This is a genomic window from Actinacidiphila oryziradicis, from assembly GCF_005047355.1.
Classification (GTDB): Bacteria; Actinomycetota; Actinomycetes; order Streptomycetales; family Streptomycetaceae; genus Actinacidiphila; species Actinacidiphila oryziradicis.
On record NZ_SUMC01000001.1, the window covers coordinates 400,894 to 421,247 of the forward strand.

16 protein-coding genes, 1 tRNA gene and 3 pseudogenes are annotated in these 20,354 nt (G+C 71.3%); 4 read left to right on the forward strand and 16 right to left on the reverse strand.

The window, feature by feature from the left end:
* Positions 1–8: 8 nt before the first annotated feature.
* The 4 genes from FCI23_RS01885 to FCI23_RS01900 form a co-directional block, all read right to left on the reverse strand.
* Positions 9–677: an IclR family transcriptional regulator gene (locus tag FCI23_RS01885; RefSeq protein ID WP_136721625.1), complete on the reverse strand. Its 669-nt coding sequence runs from the start codon at positions 675–677 to the stop codon at positions 9–11.
* Positions 678–828: 151 nt separating this feature from the next.
* Positions 829–2,637: a DEAD/DEAH box helicase gene (locus FCI23_RS01890; protein ID WP_136721626.1), complete on the reverse strand. Its 1,809-nt coding sequence runs from the start codon at positions 2,635–2,637 to the stop codon at positions 829–831.
* Between the two features lie 204 nt (positions 2,638–2,841).
* Positions 2,842–3,216, reverse strand: coding sequence for a type II toxin-antitoxin system death-on-curing family toxin (locus tag FCI23_RS01895; protein ID WP_136721627.1), 375 nt, complete (start codon positions 3,214–3,216; stop codon positions 2,842–2,844).
* Positions 3,213–3,410: an Arc family DNA-binding protein gene (locus FCI23_RS01900; RefSeq protein ID WP_136721628.1), complete on the reverse strand. Its 198-nt coding sequence runs from the start codon at positions 3,408–3,410 to the stop codon at positions 3,213–3,215. The genes FCI23_RS01895 and FCI23_RS01900 overlap by 4 nt, the downstream gene beginning before the upstream one ends.
* A gap of 93 nt (positions 3,411–3,503) precedes the next feature.
* On the opposite strand from FCI23_RS01900, the gene FCI23_RS01905 reads away from it, so the two are divergent.
* Together FCI23_RS01905 and FCI23_RS01910 are read left to right on the forward strand one after the other, a co-directional pair.
* Complete coding sequence (locus FCI23_RS01905; RefSeq protein WP_136721629.1) at positions 3,504–4,349, forward strand: alpha/beta fold hydrolase; 846 nt, start codon at positions 3,504–3,506, stop codon at positions 4,347–4,349.
* 19 nt (positions 4,350–4,368) lie between these two features.
* Complete coding sequence (locus FCI23_RS01910) at positions 4,369–4,632, forward strand: DUF6296 family protein (RefSeq protein WP_136721630.1); 264 nt, start codon at positions 4,369–4,371, stop codon at positions 4,630–4,632.
* A gap of 8 nt (positions 4,633–4,640) precedes the next feature.
* Here the strand turns inward: FCI23_RS01910 and FCI23_RS01915 are convergent, their stop codons facing one another.
* Positions 4,641–7,379, reverse strand: a complete 2,739-nt coding sequence (locus tag FCI23_RS01915) for a SpoIIE family protein phosphatase (RefSeq protein ID WP_136721631.1) — start codon at positions 7,377–7,379, stop codon at positions 4,641–4,643.
* A 161-nt stretch (positions 7,380–7,540) separates the two neighbouring features.
* Here FCI23_RS01915 and FCI23_RS01920 point away from each other — a divergent pair.
* Positions 7,541–7,615: transfer RNA gene (locus FCI23_RS01920), tRNA-Cys, on the forward strand.
* A 78-nt stretch (positions 7,616–7,693) separates the two neighbouring features.
* On the opposite strand, the gene FCI23_RS56105 is transcribed toward FCI23_RS01920, so the two are convergent.
* The 6 genes and pseudogenes from FCI23_RS56105 to FCI23_RS01950 form a co-directional block, all read right to left on the reverse strand.
* Complete coding sequence (locus tag FCI23_RS56105; protein WP_169316636.1) at positions 7,694–7,837, reverse strand: hypothetical protein; 144 nt, start codon at positions 7,835–7,837, stop codon at positions 7,694–7,696.
* A gap of 454 nt (positions 7,838–8,291) precedes the next feature.
* The gene (locus tag FCI23_RS01925; RefSeq protein ID WP_127360212.1) at positions 8,292–8,588 is read right to left on the reverse strand and encodes a GYD domain-containing protein; all 297 of its coding nucleotides are present in this window, start codon (positions 8,586–8,588) and stop codon (positions 8,292–8,294) included.
* A gap of 480 nt (positions 8,589–9,068) precedes the next feature.
* Complete coding sequence (locus FCI23_RS01930) at positions 9,069–9,866, reverse strand: bestrophin-like domain (protein ID WP_211265173.1); 798 nt, start codon at positions 9,864–9,866, stop codon at positions 9,069–9,071.
* Positions 9,867–10,193: 327 nt separating this feature from the next.
* Positions 10,194–10,588, reverse strand: a pseudogene (locus FCI23_RS63540) (hypothetical protein); the annotation flags it as partial.
* A gap of 171 nt (positions 10,589–10,759) precedes the next feature.
* The gene (locus tag FCI23_RS01940; protein ID WP_136721632.1) at positions 10,760–10,939 is read right to left on the reverse strand and encodes a hypothetical protein; all 180 of its coding nucleotides are present in this window, start codon (positions 10,937–10,939) and stop codon (positions 10,760–10,762) included.
* Positions 10,940–11,597: 658 nt separating this feature from the next.
* Positions 11,598–12,110 (reverse strand): annotated as a pseudogene (locus tag FCI23_RS01950) (PLP-dependent aminotransferase family protein); the annotation flags it as partial.
* A 466-nt stretch (positions 12,111–12,576) separates the two neighbouring features.
* Here FCI23_RS01950 and FCI23_RS01960 point away from each other — a divergent pair.
* Positions 12,577–12,798 (forward strand): DUF7848 domain-containing protein, encoded by a 222-nt coding sequence (locus FCI23_RS01960; protein ID WP_136721635.1) that lies wholly within the window; start codon positions 12,577–12,579, stop codon positions 12,796–12,798.
* Positions 12,799–12,833: 35 nt separating this feature from the next.
* Here FCI23_RS01960 and FCI23_RS01965 read toward each other — a convergent pair.
* The 5 genes and pseudogenes from FCI23_RS01965 to FCI23_RS01985 all read right to left on the reverse strand — a co-directional run.
* Positions 12,834–13,376 (reverse strand): annotated as a pseudogene (locus tag FCI23_RS01965) (aminotransferase class I/II-fold pyridoxal phosphate-dependent enzyme); the annotation flags it as partial.
* A 290-nt stretch (positions 13,377–13,666) separates the two neighbouring features.
* A complete protein-coding gene (locus FCI23_RS01970) occupies positions 13,667–15,997 on the reverse strand; it encodes a xanthine dehydrogenase family protein molybdopterin-binding subunit (protein ID WP_136721637.1) in 2,331 nt (776 codons plus the stop codon).
* Positions 15,998–16,121: 124 nt separating this feature from the next.
* Positions 16,122–17,357, reverse strand: coding sequence for a (2Fe-2S)-binding protein (locus FCI23_RS63545; RefSeq protein WP_246143209.1), 1,236 nt, complete (start codon positions 17,355–17,357; stop codon positions 16,122–16,124).
* Positions 17,354–18,247 carry an FAD binding domain-containing protein gene (locus tag FCI23_RS01980; RefSeq protein WP_136721638.1) on the reverse strand — a complete coding sequence of 298 codons (894 nt, stop codon included), beginning with the start codon at positions 18,245–18,247 and terminating at the stop codon, positions 17,354–17,356. The genes FCI23_RS63545 and FCI23_RS01980 overlap by 4 nt, the downstream gene beginning before the upstream one ends.
* Positions 18,248–18,509: 262 nt before the next feature.
* Positions 18,510–20,153, reverse strand: a complete 1,644-nt coding sequence (locus FCI23_RS01985) for a beta-N-acetylhexosaminidase (RefSeq protein ID WP_136721639.1) — start codon at positions 20,151–20,153, stop codon at positions 18,510–18,512.
* Positions 20,154–20,354 lie beyond the last annotated feature (201 nt).

Sequence of the window (20,354 nt, forward strand, 5' to 3'; positions counted from 1 at the left end):
GCACCGCGCTAGCGCAACGCGTCGGCGACTTCCACGGCCGCCTCGACGACCCTCGGCCCGACGCGCTCCGGCACCGAGTCGGCGAGCATGACCACGCCGACGGCGCCCTCGATGCCGGTCACCCCCAGGAGCGGTGCGGCGGCGCCGCTGGCCCCCGCCTCGACGTCACCCTGGATGAGGACGTAGCCGGGCAGGCCCTCCGTGGATCCCTGCTCGGGCAGATACGGCGCCTGGCCGCGGCCGGCGAGTATGGCGCGGCCGGCGGCGCCGCGGTCGAGGGAGTGGCGGAAGCCGGTGCGGTAGGCGACGTGGTAGTCCGTCCAGCTGGGCTCGACGACAGCCACGGCGAGCGCCTCGGTGCCGTCGACGAGGGTGAGGTGGGCGGTGGCGCCGATGTCCTCGGCGAGGGCACGCAGGGCCGGCAGGGCGGCTTCCCGGAGCAGGGGGTGCACCTGGTGGGCGAGCCGGAGCACACCGAGCCCGACCCGGGCCCGGCCGCCGAGGTCACGCCGTACGAGCGCGTGCTGTTCGAGCGTGGCCAACAGCCGGTAGACAACAGTCCGGTTGACACCCAGTTTTGCGGCGAGCTCGGTCACGGTCAGCCCGTGGTCGGTGTCGGCCAGCAGTCTGAGGACCCGCAGGCCCCGGTCGAGGGTCTGGGACGTCTCCGCGGTCACGATGCCCCCTCTCCATGTGAGTGGCGGCTCATCTCTCGCGGAGGCCGATGCCACGATGCGTACGTGACCGGCACGCTATCCAGCGCGTACCGCTCAGCGGAAGGGCGCGTCCACAATCCGGTCACTCCGTATGTGACCGACTACGCAAATATCACCGCATACGGGTCGCCCACTCCTGGATTTTCTTGATCCGTTCCCCCAGCTGACCGGCTGTCGCCTCCGCGCTCGGCGGCCCGCCGCACACGCGGCGCAGCTCGTTGTGGATCACGCCGTGCGGCTTGCCGCTCTGGTGGTTGTAGGCCGACACCAGCGTGTTGAGCTGCTTGCGCAGCTCCAGCAGTTGCTTGTGCGTGACGATCGGCCGCCGCTCGGCCGGCAGCTCCAGCAGGTCGGCCTCGTCATCCGGCTTCTTGCGGCTGTGCGCGATCTGCCGGGCCTGCCGCTTCTGCAGCAGCATCTGTACCTGGTCGGGTTCCAGCAGCCCTGGGATGCCGAGGTAGTCCTGCTCCTCCGCGCTTCCCGGGTGCGCCTGCATGCCGAACTCGGCGCCGTCGTAAAGCACCCGGTCGAAGACCGCGTCGGATTCCAGCGCCTCGAACGGCAGCTCGTCGCCGGTGCCGGCGTCTTCTTCGTCCTGCTCGCGCTCGGCCTCCGCGAGGAGCTTGTCCTCCTCCGCGTAGATGTCGTCCTCGCCGCTCTTCTTCGGCTTGTCGAGGACGTGGTCGCGCTCGACCTCCATCTCGGCTGCGAACTCCAGCAGCATCGGGATCGTCGGCACGAAGACCGACGCCGTCTCACCGCGCCTGCGAGACCGTACGAAACGGCCGACCGCCTGCGCGAAGAACAGCGGCGTCGAGATCGTCGTCGCGTACACCCCGACCGCGAGGCGCGGCACATCAACGCCCTCCGACACCATGCGGACGGCGACCATCCAACGGGCGTCCGACTCGGCGAAGTCGTCGATCCGCTTGGACGACCCCGGGTCGTCGGAGAGCACGACCGTCGCCTTGTGGCCGGTGATCTCCTTCACCAGCTTCGCGTACGCGCGGGCCGAGTCCTGGTCCGTCGCGATGACCAGCCCGCCCGCGTCCGGGATGCCCTTCCTGACCTCCGTCAGCCGCTGGTCCGCCGCCTTCAGGACGTTCGGGATCCAGTCGCCGGTCGGCGCCAGCGCGGTGCGCCAGGCCTGGCCGATCGCGTCCCTGGTCATCGGCTCGCCGAGCCGGGCGGCGACCTCGTCGCCCGCCTTCGTACGCCAGCGCATATTGCCGCTGTAGGAAAGGAAGATGACGGGGCGTACGACGCCGTCGGCGAGGGCGTTCCCGTAGCCGTAGGTGTAGTCGGCGGAGGAGCGGCGGATCCCGTCGTTCCCCTCCTCGTACGTCACGAACGGGATCGGGTTGGTGTCGGAGCGGAACGGTGTGCCGGTCAGCGCCAGTCGCCGGGTCGCCGGGTCGAACGCCTCCAGGCACGCCTCGCCCCACGACTTGCTGTCGCCCGCGTGGTGGATCTCGTCCAGGATGACGAGGGTTTTGCGCTGCTCGCAGCGATTGCGGTGCAGCATCGGGCGTACGCCGACGCCCGCGTAGGTGATGGCGACGCCGTGGTAGTCCCGGCTCACCGGGCCCGCGCTGTAGTCCGGGTCCAGCTTGATCCCTACCCGGGCCGCGGCCTCCGCCCACTGCTTCTTCAGATGCTCGGTCGGTGCCACCACGGTGATCTGCTGGATCAGGTGGTTGTGCAGAAGGTACGACGCGAGCGTCAGCGCGAACGTCGTCTTCCCGGCGCCGGGCGTCGCCACGGCCAGGAAGTCGCGCGGCTGTGTCCGGATGTACTCGTCCAGCGCCCCCTGCTGCCATGCCCGCAGTTTGCCGGCGGTCCCCCAGGGGGCACGGCCGGGGAACGCCGGAGAGAGGTGGTGGGAGGCTGACGAGGCGGTGGTCGCGGCGGTGGTAGTCACGGTCTCCGGGGCTGGTCGGTCGAGGGCGAGGACGCGGGTACGGACGAAAACCCGGCCAGCCTACCGGTGCCCTGCGGGCGGCTCGGGCGGAATTCGGGCGCGTCCCGCGCCGTTGCGACACGGCTCACACGGCGGCGCGGCGCCAACGGCGCTCGCCTCGGGTACCTGGCGGTGCCGAGCGGCGGGCCGCTGGCCCGCCGCTGTTCACACGGCAGCGAAGTGCGACAGCATCTCCGCGATCTTGGGCACGTCCAGCTGCCCCTGGCAGACGCTCAGCACGAAGGTCTCGGCCTCATTCACATCGAGGTCCGCCCGCAACGCATACCCGTTGATCTGGAGGAAGACCCAGGTGGCGTACCAGGCGATGCGTTCGTTGCCGTCGACGAGCGCGTGGTTGCGCGCCAACGACTCCATCAGCGCCGCGGCCTTCTGCCACAGGTCCGGGTAGGCGTCCTGACCGAATACGCTGGCCTTCGGCCGGGCCAGGGCAGACTCCAACAGGCCGTAGTCGCGCACCTCGTCCGCTCCGAGACGCTGTGCCAGGTTGAGCAGTTCGGGAAGTGCCAAGTAGTGCGTCAAGCGAGCCTCCGGTTGAGCTCGGCGCTCACACTGAGGACGTGCGCCGCTGCCTCCTCGAAGAGCCGGCTCCGCTCGCTGATCGCCCGCACAACCGCGTCGTGCGCTATCGCCTGCATGCTGCGTCCCTCTGCTTCGGCACGCTCACGCAGGAGTTCCAGTTCTTCTTCGCTGAACCGCACATTCAATCCGGGCATAACCACACAGTACCATCCGGTACCACTCCGCACCGGTCGGGCTCGTGAGCCGACGGGTGAGCAGAAACCCCCGGCACCGGGCAGGCTGACCGCATGGCGCACTACACGTCGTACGACGGAACCGAGATCGCGTACCGGGAACTGGGCGAAGGCCCGCCCCTCATCTGCCTGGCCGGAGGCCCCGGGCGGGATGCCGCATACCTGGGGGATCTGGGCGGGCTGGACGCCGGGCGGCGGCTGGTGATCCCGGACAGCAGGGGGACGGGGGAGAGCGCGCCGGCGGTGGATCCGGCCGCGTACGCGTTTCCGCGGCTGGCGGAGGATCTGGAGGCGCTGCGGGAGCAGCTGGGGCTGGAGAGCTTCGATCTGCTGGCGCACGACGCGGCGGCGGCGACAGCGCAGGCGTACGCGGCCTCGTACGGGGAGCGGCTCCGCCGGATGGTGCTGGTGACGCCGGGGTCGCGGTTGCAGGGGGAGCTGCCGGAGGACGCGCGGGAGATCTTCGAGTCGCGGTCGGCGGAGCCGTGGTGGCCAAAGGCGATGGCGGCGCTGCAGGACCTCGAGGCGGCGCAGGACATGGACCGGGTCAATGAGCTGCTGCCGCTCATCGCGCCGATGGCGTACGGCCGCTGGGAGGCGCCGCAGCGGACGCATGCCGCCACGGAGCCCGCCCAGCTGAACCCGGTCCCGAGGGCGGGGTTCTGGCAGGGGGTGGGCGAGCCGGCCCGGAAGGCGCTGCTGGAGCGGCTGCGCGGCGTGAAGTCCCCGGTACTGGCGATCACCGGGGACCGGGACGCGGTGAGCGGGATGCGCGCGGGCAAGGTGGTGGCGGAGTCGTTCCCGCAGGGGCGGTGGCAGCCGCTGCACGAGGTGGGCCACTATCCGTGGGTGGACGAGCCGGAGCTGTTTCGGCCGGTGGTGGAGGAGTTCCTTTCTTAATCCTGGGCATACCTGGCATATGGGCGAGCAATTTCCCAACAGTCACCCCGCCAGCTACGAGCTGACCTTCAGCGACGAGGCCGACACCGACACCGTCGTCGTACTGCGTACTGAGCGCACGGGCGCCGGAGGGCACCCCGTATACGCCGACGAGACGGGCATAGTGATGGCCGAGATCAGCGACAAGGGCGAGGTCCGCATGCTGGCCAGCGGCGGCCAGCAGAGCCTTACCCAGCCGGTGGCCCGCCCCCGCCGGCCGGGCCCGGGGACGGCCGGGGACTGAGCGCACGCCTACGGCAGCTGCTGCTCGGTCCAGATGGCCTTGCCGTTCGCGGTGTAGCGGGTGCCCCAGCGGTCAGCGAGCTGGGCGACGAGGAAGAGGCCGCGGCCGCCCTCGTCCGTCGTCCGGGCCCGGCGCAGCCGGGGGGAGGTGCTGCTGCAGTCGGAGACCTCGCAGATCAGCGCGCGGTCGCGGAGCAGGCGCAGGCCGATGGGGCCGACGCCGTACCGGATGGCGTTGGTGACCAGCTCGCTGACGATCAGCTCAGTGGTGAAGGCCAGCTCGTCCAGACCCCAGTCGGCGAGCAGGGCGATGACGGCCGAGCGGCTCCGGGAGACGGCCGCCGGGTCGGCGGGGATGTCCCAGTGGACGGTGCGGCCGGGGTCGAGAGCGCGGGTGCGGGCGACGAGGAGGGCCACGTCGTCGTAGGAGCCGGCGGGGTGGACGGGCAGCATGGCGTCCAGGACGGCCTCGCAGGTCTCCTCGGGCGGGACGCCGGGGCGGGCGGCGAGGGTGGTCCGCAGTTGTTCGAGGCCGAGGTCTATGTCGCGGCTGCGGTGCTCGATGAGGCCGTCGGTGTAGAGGACGAGCCGGCTGCCCTCGGGGAGGGTCAGGTCGACGGCCTCGAACGGCGGGCCGCCCAGGCCGAGCGGCAGCCCGGCGGGCACATCGGGGAAGTAGGCGGTCCCGTCGGGCAGTACGACGACGGGCAGCAGGTGCCCGGCGCGGGCGAGAGTGCAGTGCCGGGTGACCGGGTCGTAGACCGCGTAGAGGCAGGTGGCGCCCGGGTCGGCGGTGTCGAGGCGGGCGAGGAGTTCGTCGAGCCGCCCGAGCAGGTCCTCGGGGGGCAGGTCGAGGGCGCTGAAGTTGTGGACGGCGGTGCGCAGCCGGCCCATGGTGGCGGCGGCGTGGACGCCGTGGCCGACGACATCGCCGACGATCAGTGCCACCCGGGCGCCGGAGAGCGGGATGACGTCGAACCAGTCGCCGCCGACCCCGGCCCGGGCGGGCAGGTAGCGGTAGGCGACCTCGACGGCGTTCTGCTCGGGCAGACCCTGGGGCAGCAGGCTGCGCTGGAGGGCGAGCGCCATGGTGCGCTCGCGGGTGAAGCGGCGGGCGTTGTCGATGCAGATCGCGGCGCGGCCGACCAGCTCGTGGGCGAGGGAGACATCGTCCTCCTCGAAGGCGCCGGGACGCTGCGAACGGTAGAAGCAGACCACTCCGAGGATCACGCCCCGGGCGATCAGCGGCACCGCGATGAGCGAGTGGATGCCGGCCATCATGATCTTGCCACTGCGCCCCGGGGCGTTGGCGATCCATCCGCCGGCCTCGTTCAGCTCCGGTTCGAGCACCGGCTGCCCGCAGGCCAGGCACCTGGCCTGCGGGGTCGATGACAGAAAGCCGACGGAATCGCCGACCCCGAACAGATTCGAGCCATCGTTGATGGCGCCCAGCGCCACCCGGCGCAGCCCGACCCCCACCGCGGCCGGCTCCTCGCCCCGCAGCACGGATTCCGGCAGGTCGACGGTGGCGTAGTCGGCGAACTGCGGGACCGCGACCTCGGTCAGCTCCTCGGCGGTGCGGGTCACGTCGAGGGTGGTGCCGATGCGGACGCTCGCGTCGTGGAGGAGCTCCAGACGCTGGCGGGCGAGCAGCGCCAGCCGCCCGACCCCGGGTTCGCCGACGAGCAGCAGCCAGCCCTCGGTGCCGGGCGCCTGGGCTGCGGGGACCGCCGGGGCGTCCGGGGTTGGCTCCTGCTGCTGCGGCTCCAGCAGCGACTCCCAGTGCGGCGCGGACCCGTGCGGTGTCGTGACCGCGATCCGGCGCCGCGCCGGGCCGCCGGGCAGGCTCGCCTCCACCACGACGCCCACCTCGCCGGAGGGCGCCCGCACCTCGCGGCAGAGCAGCACCGCGGTACGTCCTCCGGAGAGGGTGACCTCCGTGGCGGTGCGGTGCGGGGAAGCGATCAGCTCCTCGGCCTTGTCGCGGAGGATCGCCTGGTCAAAGCGGCTGATGACATCGTCGGACGGCGCGACGAGGCCGGTCGCCTCACCGTCGTCGGGCGGTCGGGCGGGCTGGTCCGCGAAGCGGCGGGCCCGTTGGAAAGCGGCCAGCAGATCACGCTCTCGGTCTGTCGTCTGCTCCAGCAGCCGCTGCTCGATCCCGGCCACGGTCTGCCGCACCAGCGTCAGCATCGCCGGATCCGCGTCCGCCCGGAAGCACGTCAGGTCCAGGACTCCCTCCACCTGCCCGCTCAGCGGGTTCCGCACCGGCGCCGCCGCGCACGCGAACGGCTGCATGCAATCCGCGAAGTGCTCGCGGCCGAACACGTAGCACGGCCGCCGCTCCGCCAGCGCCGTACCGATGCCGTTGGTCCCGGCGCTCTGCTCGGCGAAGCCGAATCCCGGGGCCAGCCGCACCGCGTCCAGACGCTGGTCGAGCCCCGCGTCGCCGCCTCGCCTCAGCAGCACCCTCGCCTGGCTGTCGGTAAGGATGACGCTCACCCGTGCGCCCGCCAGCACCGACACCATCCGGTCCAGCACCGGCTCCGCTGCCCGCAGCAGCCGCTCCTCCACATCCAGATCCTGCTCGTACGGGATCACCAGGCTGTCCGGGACCAGCCCGAGCGACCGGCACCGCTGCCACGAGGTCAGGATCGAACTCCGCACGTCCGCCTCCACCGGATCCCCGGCGACGAACTGCTCATGAGCGTGCGCGAGCCCACCGATGTCGTCCCAAACGACGCTCATCAGGATCACATCCCTCCGCAGCCTGAATGCCCGATTTAGTGGCTTTTACACACCTATCCGGCGCGGTTCATGAACGGAGTGTGGCAGTCCCATTGCACCCCCTCCCAACCGTTGACCATCCCCGGGGCCCACCCCCTATGGTCGTCCTACGGCTTCACCACGGCGGTGTGCCCGAGTGGTTTAGGGACTCGCCTGCAAAGCGAGTTACGCCGGTTCGATTCCGGTCACCGCCTCCATGCCCCTCACCAGGGGATACAAGTAGGGCGGTCTTCCCCAGGAAGACCGCCCTACTGCCGTTCGTCTCAGTTTCCGTCTCAGTTGGCCGGTACGAGCGCGCCGGCCGCACCGTCATCGTCGTCCGGCCGGTCCGCTTCGGGCTTCCAGATCAATCCGTCGACCGCAATCGAGGTCGGTGAAGCCGGTTTGGCCGGTGTCTTGCCGGGTTTGGGATCCACCATGATCAGCGGCCTGACGAGGGCGTTACCGATGGTTGCCCTGGCGCCGTTCCCGAGACGGGGCGGATCCGCATACGCACTCGGTCGAGGTATGGCACGTACGGCTGAAACGCCAGCCACGGCGCAAGCGACACCGTGTTGATCCCTACTTCATCGCCTACTGCGAGTGTGGCTGGGTGGGGGAAGCTCATGACGCCGGTGACCCGGATGCCGAATCAAGGGCTAGAGCAGAAGCGAAGGATCACAGCCCCATCGTCCGCGCCGAGCTGGGCTACCCACTCGACTAGGGCGTACAGCAGCGAAGTACAGCAACCACCGCGGCCGCAGCCAACCGTCAACAGCCCCTGCCGGACGGCCGACCAGCCGCACAGACCTCAGCGACCGTCCCGCCTGTAGTTCGCATCGAGGGGGCAGAGGTAGCCCGGCGTCGCCTCTGGTGGCACGTGGGCGCAGGTCCTCATGCGGTGGCCTTGGCGATGATGCCTTCAACCTCTTCTCGACCGAAGGCCCGCAGGGTCGTGGTGCGGACGTTGCCCATCCCACTGAGCTGCAGGAGCGCTGCGGCGGCGGTTTCGTCGTCGGGCGCCTCGACAATGCCCACGATGTCATACGGACCGACAGTCCAATAAATGTTCACGAGCTTCGCCCCGAGCTTCTGTAGCGCTGCAGCGAGGGCGTCAGCCCGCTCCGCGGTGTCCTTGTAGGCGCGAATCCCCTGGTCGGTCCAGCTCAGCAGCGTGACGTAGGTCGGCACGGCCTCTCACCTCCATGAAGAGCGGCGTCCCTAACCCAGCTTAATTTCAGATATGGCAGACCGCATTCGGCGCCAGAATACGCGGCATGGTCGGCCAATCCGCTACGGCGAGTACGCCGGCTCATAGACCCTGGGCTGTGATGCGACGGGATCTCACTCGCCCCATATAGCGAAGCCACCCCTCCCGCGGCGGCTGACATCACCACCTGACATCAACGCTGCCAGACGACCGCGGATCCGGGCAGATGTCGAAGGATCCGATGCCGCCTACGACTGCACGCTCCGGCAGGCGGAGCAGAGCCGCGCTCGAACTCCCAATGCGGTGCTCACGCATGAGCGCCCTCCCGGGCCGTCCTGGGGCCGTGAAAGGGCGCTCAATGGCGACCAACGTCGACAGCAGGTCAGGGTGTTGATCGATTAGGCAGCCGCAGGTCACGGCCGCCGGTGAGCAGTTGTCGGCGTACTGATCGCGCCCGTCGCCTACGGCCCGCCGTCGAAGAAGCCGGACTTCAGGTCCCCGATGACGGCGTCGAGTGGATGCCCACTGACGATGAACGGTCCGCTCCAGGGCGCGCTGAGTGCGAAGAGCAACGCCAGGCTCAGCCCGACCACACTCGCAACACCTACGATCAGCAGTGACGTACGCAGGCTGCTGCGGAAGACCAGTGCGCCGGAGTTCACGATCAAGGCCAGTCCGCTGACCACAAGCGTGACGACGTAGAGCGCGGGAACCTCGCGCGAGGCGGCCGCAACGCGGGCGCGACGACTACTGGTGACACCGTCCACGGAAACCACCAGCTCCGTGCCAGTCGGGGTTCCCACCTCGGGCCGGGCCGCCTCGGCGCGCACACTCCGCTCCAGCCGTGCGATCGCGCGAGCGGTGGCGGGGTCGTCACCGGACGCCGCTGCTGTAGCCTCCCACTCCCTGGCACGCGTGGTCTGCAAGTAGTCCAGCAGTGCCGCATGAATCGGCTCCGACTGGACTCGCGGACTTGTCGCCGCCCATGCCAGGCGGGAGGCCGCGGCCGCCTCGTCGCTCACCAACCCCTCGGCTGCGCGCAGGTAGCCGGCCTCGCTGGCCAGTGTGAGTGCCGCAAAGATCGCGAAGGCAGCTCCGAGTGTCGGCATCAGGGGCGTGGCGATCTGCGGCACCCGATCCCGTTCCTCGCCCGGTACGAGCGCCCGGACGCCGACCCGCGCCACGGCCGCGACCAGTAAGGCAAGTAAGAGCCCGCCCACAACCAGCACCACCGCTGGCAGCGAGGTCAACCAGTTCACCACATCACCTACAACGCGTTACCGCGAGCGCCACACGGCGGCGGCACATCGGCCCCCGCGACCTGGAGCTCCTCATCGATCACTTTTAATGGACGCTCCATGATCACAGGTCGAAGACCTTTGACGCTCGCGACGCCCGGCACGGCATCTCGTTTCGTTGGCCAAACAGCCGAATACGGCCCAGTAGGAGGCTGTACTGACAACGACCGCCGCGCCCGTCTCACTTTCCGTCTCATTCATCGACGTACGTGACCGTCCGGAGCTGTTCGCGCTGCCTCGATGGGCATGGCGTCCGTACGGGGATGAACGCCCGTGAACACGCTCGGATCATGCTCTGACCAGCACAGACAAACCTGCAAAGCGAGTTACGCCGGTTCGATTCCGGTCACCGCCTCCCATTTCTACGTGCCGCCCTCGCACCGCTTCGCGGGCGTCGGGCGGCTGCGCCGGACTCCGTCCGGCGGGGCGGGTACCGTGGGCCATCAGGCCCATCACGGCTCGCTCCGGCACCCCGAGGATCAGCAGCAGGGTTGCGGCAGTGTGCCGAGCGTCGCGCAGCCGTCCGTCCCTCACCTTCGCATCGCGCAGCAGTACCCGAACTGCGGAGGGAGCCCCACGGCTCGGCGCCCGGCACGAGACTTCGTGTGGGCGGTCGCCGGGTTGGTCCGGCGCTTATCAGGGCAGTACCCGGCCTTGCGGCCACCGTGACGGCGCGACCGCCGCGGCCGGGCCCCAAGCCGTAAGCCGTAAGCCGTGCAGTGTCACAAGCGAAGCGATCCCCCCAGGTGTCCCCCGGCAAGAGGCTGCAGTGAAGAAACGCCAGGTCAGGCGTCCCGGGATCGTCATACAAAAGGGCGCCGGGGACATTGGCCCGACGCCCGGGATCGGTCGGGTTACTTCTTGGTGCAGACCTTGTGCGGCTTGACCCAGACCTTCGAGGTCTTGCCGTGCTTGTGAACGGTCTTGTAGTAGCCCTTGACGTTGTGGCACTTCTGCGCGGTGGGAGCGTGCTGGCTCGCGGTCACGCTAGTGCTTGCCGTCGGCGCCGCGAAGGCGGTACCCGTTGAGGCCATGGCTGCTCCACCGGCCAGCACTGCCGCGGCAGTACCGGTGGCAAGAGCGCGTGCGATTCGGCTTCGCATAACTCGCAACCTTTCCGTTAGTCGGGTATAAGTCCCCCTGTTCCATTCTTCCGCGTCTCATCCAGCACGCACCCCGAACAGCAGTGGCACCACGCGGCGGTGAGTCAGGCGGGGCGTTGAGGTTCTTTGGAGCCGGACCACCCGACGGTCCCCTCGTCGGAGCCCCGGAGGACAAACTCGAACTCAATCACCGCCGGGCAGGCCGTGATGATTTCGGCCGGCCTCCGCGCCAACAGCCTCCGCCCCGACCTCACCACGGTCCCCCTGAACGGCGTCGAGCCGAGCCACGTCGTGCTGGCGACCCGCGCCGGCGACCACAACCGCCTCGTGGCGGCCTTCCGCAAGTCCGCCGAAACCCACCTCACCGGCCCCGGCCCGGCCAAGCCGCCGAGCGACCGGCCCCGCACCTGCAACGCCGACGGCACCATCGACGCAGAACCCTCGACCTGGAGCTGCACGGCGGTGCGGGGGGTGGTCCCCAGGCCGGCACCCTCCGAGCTGTCGGAGGGAAGTACCCACGCCGGACAAGGAGGGTGGGTCGCACGGAGAAGTGCCCCCGCTGTGCCGCCGAGTGGCGGATCCCCATGGGTTACGCCCGACCGGTTCCGGTCAGCGCGTCCAGAGTGCGGCAGAGAGCGTCCAGGGCGGCGGTGAACGCGTGCTCGGGCGGGGCGCCGTAGCCGACGACCACGGCGCCGTCGGCGGGGCCGGGGGTGGGGCCGGCGGGGCCGTGGTGGAAGTCGCGGAGGACGCCCAGGGGGAGATGGCGGCCCTGGGGGTCGTCGGCCATGGCGTGGACGAGGGGGCGTTCGGTGCCGGGAGGGAGGCGGAGGACGAGGTGGAGGCCGGCGGCGATGCCGGTGAGGCGGATGTGGGGGACACGGCGGGTGAGGGGGGCGAGGGCGGCGACCAGGAGGTCGCGTCGGCGGCGGTAGCGCAGGCGCATGGCGCGGACATGGCGGTCGTAGGCGCCCGAGGTGATGAATTCGGCGAGGGTGAGCTGGTCGAGGGCGCTGCAGTGGCGCTCCATGGGGCCCTTGGCGTCGAGCACCTTGTCGAGGAGGTGGCCGGGGAGGGCCATCCAGGCCAGCCGGTCCGTTGGTTCGGCTGGGTGGTGGCGCTGTTCGTTCAGCGCACGCCCGGCAAGCACACAAGCGCCTACGTGGCCCATAAGCGGCCCGTACAGGCACCAACCCGCCCGCATGTCCACCTAGCGCCTATCGACGGCGAGGAAACAGCACTTGTGCGCCCGTATCTCGTGGCGTTTGAAGAGCAGCGGGAACGCCAGCGGCAGCAGTACCGCCGAACGTTGCTCATCACGGCCAGCATGGAAGGGGCAGCAGCACTGTGAGCACCCCGTATGTGCTCGTCGTGGGGACGCTGGCGGTAGATACCGAGCAGAACCGTGTAGGCAGGGTTACCGCATCGGACGGAGAGACAGTCACTCTCAAGCCACCAGCGGGCGGCGAGGAGTGGAAGGCGGAGCACTTTCGGCCCGCTGATGAGGCGGAAAGGCTGCACTTCCGCGTAGCGGAGGCGAACACGCGGAGCAGGAACGGGAGGCTGTGATGGACCGCAAGACTTACCGGTATGTGAGCCACACGATCACGGCGCATCCGAATACCGATGTCACGTACGAAGCGGAGTGCCTGCGCTGTAACTGGACTGACGTCCAGGGCGACGATTCAGCACCCGTAGACATCGCGTGCATGGAGCACACTGGGCGCACCGGTCACGAGGGTTTCCGGCGCATCTGCACGTCATTCGCGCTGGTGACGAGGAGCGAGTGAGCTAGGCCGCTCAGACTGCCCCCGTCGTGTGCCTACCCGTGGCGCATGGCGGGGGCTCTGTCGTGCCGCTGACCTGCTGCTTTCTCAAACTGCAAGGGTGTAGGGTCTACCGGCTGACGGTCGTAGCGGAACTCGCCGTCGTAGTCGTCCTCCAGGACGATGCCTGTCGTGGTTCGAGCCCAGTCGATGACGACGGCTCGGCGGTCGGGATGGAGAGTGACGCCGGTGGGGTACTGGTGGGCGGGGGTGAGGAGGGCAGCGCGTACGTCGGGGGCGGCGGAGAGCTCGTCGGTACGGGCGCCGTACTCGTCGACGGGCAGCGGGAGAGTGCGCAGGCCGGCGGCGGTGAACAGGTCGCGGTGCGGGGCGAGACCGTAGGACTCGACGGCGGCCCGGCGGGCGCCGGAGGCCTTGAGGACGCGGGCGAGCAGGGCCAGTCCGCCGGCGAAGCCGGAGCAGATGACGATCCGTTCGGGGTCGGTACGCACGCCCCGGGCGCGGGCCAGGTAGTCGGCGAGGGCGTGGCGCAGGTTTTTTTCTCCCCCGACCCGCCCCTTCGGGGCACCGACGGAATGAGCTGATCAGGGAGGACGGACCGGCCGGCGTAGATCGTTTCCCAAGGCTCCGGCCCCGGTTCCGGCGGTTCCTACGACGCGATTGAGCTCATCCGACCCGGCCGGAGCGGCAGTTCAAGGGTGAACACGGCGCCGCGGCCACCCTCGCGGGCGGTCGTCGTGAGCGGGCCGCCGGGCCGCCGGGCCAGGTCCCGGGCGCTGGCCAGGCCGAGGCCACGGGACGGGGGGAAACCGCCGTCTCAGGCAGCGGGCCCACCGGCCCGCACTATCCAGGGGCCCCGCGCCGCAGCCCGTCAGACGCCCGGCTTGACCACCGCGTGCTGCGGCCGGATCGGCAGCCGGCTCACCGGCCGTCCGGTCGCGGCGCGTACCGCCGCCGCCACCGCCGCCGGGGAGACGACGACCGGGGCGGCGCTGATCGCCTTGGCGCCGAAGGGGGCGACCACGTCGCGCTCCTCGACCAGCTTCACGATCCGTACGTCCGGCGCGTCCAGCGCCGTGGGCAGCGCGTAGCCGGTGAGATTCGGCCGTTTGACGATGCCGCGCGGGGCCCGCAGGTCCTCCATGAGGGCGGCGCCGACACCCTGTATCACTCCGGCCTCGATCCGGGCGGCGGCCTGGCGCGGATTCAGCACCCGGCCGACGTCCTGGGCGACGGCCATCTCCACGACGCGGACCGAGCCGAGCTCGATGTCGACGTCCACCACGGCCCGCACCGCGCAGTAGGCGAGGCCGACGAAGGCGTCGCCCTGGCCGTCGTCGTCAAGGTGGTCGGTGGGGTGGGGGCGGCACTGGGCGGTGGCCCAGAGCTCCTTGCCGAGCAGCTCCTCCTCGACGGTGGTGGACAGCACACCGTCGTAGGAGGTGATCTTGCCGTCGGCGATGGTGAGGAGCTCGACGGACATCCCGAATTTGCCCGCCAGGGGCTGCAGCAGCTGGGTGCGGACCATCTTGGCGGCCCGCTCCACCGCGCCGCCGGAGACCCAGGTGTGCCGGCCGCGGGCGGAGGCGCCGGACGGCGGCTGGTCGGTGTCGGAGGGCAGGACGCGGACGTCCTCGATGCCGAGCACTTCCTGGACGATCTGCCGGGCGAGGGTGGTGAAGCCCTGGCCGGTGTCGACTGCGGCACAGATCACGGTGGCGCCGCCGTCATGGACCCGTACGGTCGCGGTGGAGACCTCGTCGGTGCCCTCGGCGCCGAGCATGTGCACCATGCCGAGCGCGTAGCCGACGCCGCGCCGCACCGCGCCCGGCTCGCCGGCGCCCTCCGGGCCGCCGGGGAGCAGCCACTGCGACTCGTCGTCGTCCAGGGGCAGAGGCGGGAGGTCGGCGTCGCGGACGGCCTTCAGCAGCTCGCCGACGGGGGCCGGGCAGGTCACCGTCTGGCCGGTGGGGAGGAGATCGCCGGTGGCCATGACGTTGCGCATGCGGATCTCGGCCGGGTCCAGGCCCAGCTTGGCCGCGAGCTTGTCCATCTGGCCCTCGTAGGCCGCGCAGACCTGCATGGCGCCCTCGCCGCGCACATGGCCGGAGGGCGGGTTGTTGGTGCGTACGGCCCAGCCCTCGACGAAGACGTGCGGGACGACATACGGGCCGGCGGCGAAGGCCACGGCTGCGGCGAGCGCGTCGGAGGAGGTGTCGGCGTAGGCGCCCGCGTCGAGCAGGACCTGCGCCTCGATCTTGACCAGGCGGCCCTCGGCGTCGGCGTGGTGGCGGTAGCGCAGCAGGGTGGGGTGGCGGTGGGAGTGGCTCAGGAACGACTCCTCGCGGGTCGCCACGAACTTCACCGGGCAGCCGGTCCTGAGCGCGAGCAGCCCGAGCGGGATCTGTACGCCGGAGTCCTCGCGGTCGCCCATCGCGCCCGGTACGCCGGTGACGACGACCTTGACGCGGTCGGCCTCCAGGCCGAAGCAGGCGGCGGCCAGATCGCGGTCGGTGTGCGGGTCGGTCGAGGCCACGTAGAGCTCGACGCCGCCATCGGGGCGCGGCACCGCGAGGCCCGCCTCGGCACCGATGGGGGCCGGGTCCTGGCGGCCGACGCGGTACAGGCCTTCGACGATGACCTCGCCGACGGCGGCGGGGTCGCCGAAGCGCAGCGGGATATGCCGGATGAGATTGCCGTCGGGGTGCAGCGGTTCGGCCTCGAACGCCTTCTCCGGGTCGGTGATGGGGTCGAGGATCTCGTATTCGACCTGGATCGCGGCGGCGGCGAGGCGGGCCGTGTCGGGGTGGTCGGCGGCGATGGCGGCGATCGCCTCGCCGTGGTGCCGGACGGTGTCCTTGGCGAATACGGGACGGTCGGCGACACGGCGTCCGTGCGTGGCGTCGCCGGGGACGTCCTCATGGGTCACCACGGCCCGTACGCCGGGCATCGCGGCGGCCTCGCCGGTGTCGATGGAGACGATGCGGGCGTGGGGATGCGGAGAGCGCAGCACGGCCGCCCAGAGCAGGCCCTCGGCCCAGAGGTCGGCCGCGTAAGGGTAGGTGCCCTGTGCCTTGGCGAGCACGTCGGCCGGCGGGAGGGACATGCCGAGGCCGTGCGGTGCGGCGCCGTCGGCCGGGCCGGGGTGCTGGGTCGCGGTGCCGGCCGCGGGGGTCGCGGTGGCCGCGTCGGGTCCGGTCATGACGCCGGCCTTTCGGTGCTGCGTGCTCGCGGGTGGGGGATGGCGCGTCCGTCGCCGGAGGCGGCCCGGTCGTGCCCGTCCATGGCACGGCGCGGGGCGACTGCCCGCGCCCTGGACGTCTGGGTCATGCCGGGCCTCCCGACTGGTGCGGGATGCGTGGGGTTTCGGCGTCGGTGGCGGTCTCCGCGGCGGCCTCGCGGGAGGCGACGACCTCGCGGACGGCGTCGAGGACGCCGCGGTAGCCGGAGCAGCGGCAGAGGTTGCCGCAGAGGGCCTGCCGGGTCTCCAGCTCGGTGGGGCTGTGGTTGCCCTCCAGCAGGTCGTGAACGGTCATGGCCATGCCCGGGATGCAGAAGCCGCACTGGACGGCGCCGCAGTCGGCAAGGGCCTGCTGGACGTCGGACGGGCGGCCGTCGGGGGCGGCCAGGCCCTCCACCGTGCGGACCTCGCAGCCGGCGGCGGTGGCGGCCGGGACCAGGCAGGAGGCCACGAGGCGGCCGTCGACCTGGACCGAGCAGGCGCCGCACTCGCCCTCTTCGCAGCCGTCCTTGGCGCCGGCGAGGCCGAGCCGTTCGCGGAGCACGTAGAGCAGGGACTCGCCGAGCCACGCGCCGGTGACGGGGCGGTCGGTGCCGTTGACCCGCAGGACGTAGGAGGCGAGCGGGTGCTCGCTGGGGGCCTCGGCGGGGTCGTCGGCCGGGGGTCCGGCCTCCTCGGAGCGGACGAGGAAGTCGCCGGAGTCCTCCGGGACCTCGCCACCGGCGAACGGCACGGCCCACTCGCCGGAGGGGTCGCCGGAGATCTCCCCCGCGCCGTTGCCGGCTTCGGCCGGACCTGCCGGAGGCTCCCCCCACTGGCCGGCCGCGTCGCCCGCCGCGTCCCGGGCGGGCTCGCCGGGGGGCAGACGCCACTGGCCGGTCGTGTCGCCGGACCCGGCGGCGCCGTCCGCCGGTGACGGGTCCGCCAAGGCGGGGCCGCCGGGCAGGTAGGTGCCGGTCGGCGGGGTGTGCGGACCCGGGTCCGGCGGGGACCACTGCTGTTCCGGCGCGGTCGGCGCCGAGCCCCAGGACGCGCTGTACGCGCTGAGGGAGTACTCGCCGGACTCGTCGGCGGTGTCCTCCCGGACCGTGGGGATGGCCCAGGTGGGCGGGTCGTCGGGGGGTGCGGGCGCGTGGGCCCAGGGCGGGGTCTGGCCGTTGCCCTGGACGGCGAGCGGGTCGGTGCCCGGTTCGGGCAGCGGCAGCTGGGCGGCGAAGGAGACGTGCATGGTCTGGTCGCCGTCGTACTCCGCCGGCGACCACGGTTCGTAGCCGGACTGCGGCTGGTCGGTCATTCCTCCGCCCGTCACGTCGTCGGTCATGCCAGAGCCCTCCCCAGTGCGCGGCGGGCCAGTGCGGCCACCGTACGCCGCAGTTGGATCGCGGCGGGAGGCAGTTCGGGTCCCGGGGTGCCGTCCGGCGCGGGCAGCGGGTCCGGGATGCAGGAGGCGGCGACGTACTCGCCGAAGGCTGTACAGGCCTCCGGCGCCAGCGCCCGTTCGCCGTCCCAGTCGATCAGCGAGGCGACCCACTGCTCGGCCTGCAACGGCCGCAGCGGCACCGGTGCGACCGCCCCGACGGCGCAGCGCACCCCGCGCCGCGCCGGGTCCAGGACCACGCAGACCGAGGCGGTGGCGCGGCCGGGCCCGGTCCGGCCGGTGGCCTTCAGGAAGGTCTGCGGCGCGTGCAGCAGCGGCACCCGTACGTAGGCCAGGAGCTCGGCGGTGCGCAGCGGGTCCATGCCGGTGAGCAGGTGGCTGACCGGCAGCTCGCGGTTGCCCTGCGGCCCGGCCAGGATGACGGTCGCCTCCAGGGCCGCGAGCACCGGCAGTGCGTCGCCGCCCGGTGCGGCGGTGATGATGTTGCCGCCCAGGGTGCCGGCGTTGCGGATCTGCGGCGGCCCCGCGGCCCGCGCGGCGGCGGCCAGCGCCGGGATCAGCGCGGCGAAGTCGGGGCGCCCCATCCGGGCGTGGGTGAGCCCGGCGCCGAGCAGCGCGTGCCCGTCGGCGTACTGCCAGCCGCGGATCTCACTGATCCGGCCCAGACCGACCAGCCCGGCGGGCCGCAGCAGCCCGGAGTTGACGGCCGCCATCAGGTCGGTGCCTCCGGCCACGGGCACGGCAGTGGGCGCGGCGGCCAGCGCGGCCACCGCCTCGTCTAGCGAGGACGGCAACACGACATTGCGTGCCGCCTGCCGTGCGAACGTGCTCACGCAGCTGCCCCTTCCCCGGCGTTACGCGGTGCGGTAGCCGTACGGTACGTGCTGACAGCCCGGACGTGGCAACTCTGGCACATCTTCGGGGGCGATCAGTGCGAGGGTCCGCGCAGGGGTCGTTCTCCGGTCGTTACGGTCATCCGGGATTGTCCGGTCTGATACATGACACGGCGAATAACCTCCTTGGCCGGTGTTGTGATGTTTGCGCAAGCCACCCTGCCAGGCTCTCCCTTGCCGACGGCAGCCTTTCCGGGCCGCCTCACACGATCGGGGGCGGCCCGTCGATCGGGCGTCCGATCACTCCGGGGCGGGTCTGCCATGGCAGCGGCCCGGCGGGCGGGCGGTATTCGACACCGAGTGCGTCAAGTCGTGCGTAGTGCGACGTCATCCGCCCGGTGAAGCCGTCGTAGTCCCGGGCCCCGGGTGCGGGGAGCTCGGACCAAACGGTTTCGGCGAAGGCCGCGAGACGCGGGAACGCCATGTAGTCCACGGCCCGGACCGAGTCCATCGCCTCGGTCCAGATGTTCGCCTGGGCGCCGATGATGTGCGCCGCCTCCGCCGGGCTGAGCCCGTCCTCCGGAACCGGCTCGAAGCGGTACACGTCCTCCAACGTGCGGACATAGGCGATCGGCACGGGCTCGTCGGCGCGGGCCGACTGCCGGTAGTCCAGGTAGACATGGCTCTTCGGGCACATCACCACGTCATGGCCGGCCCGCGCCGCCGCGATCCCGCCCGCGTATCCGCGCCAGGACGAAACAGCGGCACCCTCCGCGATCCCGCCCTCCAGGATCTCGTCCCAGCCGATGAGGCGGCGGCCCTGGCTCGTGAGCCAGCGGTCGAAGTGGCGGATGATCCAGCTCTGCAGCTCGTCCTCACCGTCCAGGCCGAGTTCCTTGATGCGGGCCTGGGCGGTGTCCGAGGCCCGCCACTGGTCCTTGGCGCACTCGTCGCCGCCGATGTGGAGAAACTGTGAGGGAAAAAGCTCCAGCACTTCCGCGAACACGTTCTCGTAGAACCGCAGCACGGTGTCAGTGGGAGCTAGTACGTTCGGATTGACACCCCAAGTCGTCAGCACGGGGAGGGTGGTGGTGTCGATGACATCCGTATTGCCCAGTTCCGGGTACGCGGCGATGGCGGCCTGGGAGTGCCCGGGGATGTCGATCTCCGGGACGACGGTGATATGCCGCTCGGCGGCGTACGCGACGATCTCGCGGATGTCGTCCTGGGTGTAGTAGCCGCCGTGCGGCCGCTCGTCCCAGAGGGGGGACTCACGCAGGCCGGCCTTCGTACGGGTGCGCCACGCGCCGACCTCGGTGAGGCGCGGATAGCGCTTGATCTCGATCCGCCAGCCCTGGTCGTCGGTCAGGTGCAGATGCAGCACGTTCAGCTTGTGGACGGCGAGCAGGTCCACGTAGCGCAGGACCACGTCCTTGGGGAGGAAATGCCGCGCCACATCCAGCATCGCGCCCCGCCAGGCGAAGCGCGGCGCGTCCTCGATCCGGCAGGCCGGCACCCTCCAGTGCCCCAGCTGCCCGGCCCGGGGGTGTACCGGCGCCCGCCGGTACGCAGCCGGGCCGAGCAGCTGCCGGAGCGTCTGGCAGCCCCAGAAGACCCCGGCCGCGCTGCCGCCCCGGAGTTCGATCCCCTCCGGGCCCACTGAAAGCAGATAGCCCTCCGGGGCGGCGGTGCCGCCGTCCGTCTCGTCGAGGGTGAGGGTCAGGCTGTTGGCCTGCCCGGTGCCGGGCGCGAGCGGCAGTCCGGTCGCGGCGCCGACCGTCGCGCGCAGCCACCTCGCGGCGCCCTCGGTGCCGGGCCCTGCGACGATCACTGTGGCTTCGTCGAGGACGAAGTCCTCGGCCGACAGGGCTGTGGTCGACCGCCGGGGGGCGGGGATGAGGTCCATGCGACAAGTCCACCAGTGCGCGCCCGCACGGGCAAGAGGTCTACACCACTTGGCATGCGTGGCCGGCCTGCGCGAACTCGGCCACGCCGTCCGGATCGGGGTGCTGGGGGCTGCTTCGGGACGGGCCGAGGCCGGTCCGCGACCTGCCGACGGCCACCGAGCGCGGGCGAGGGTTCGGAGCCCTGCCCCGAGTCGGTGCCC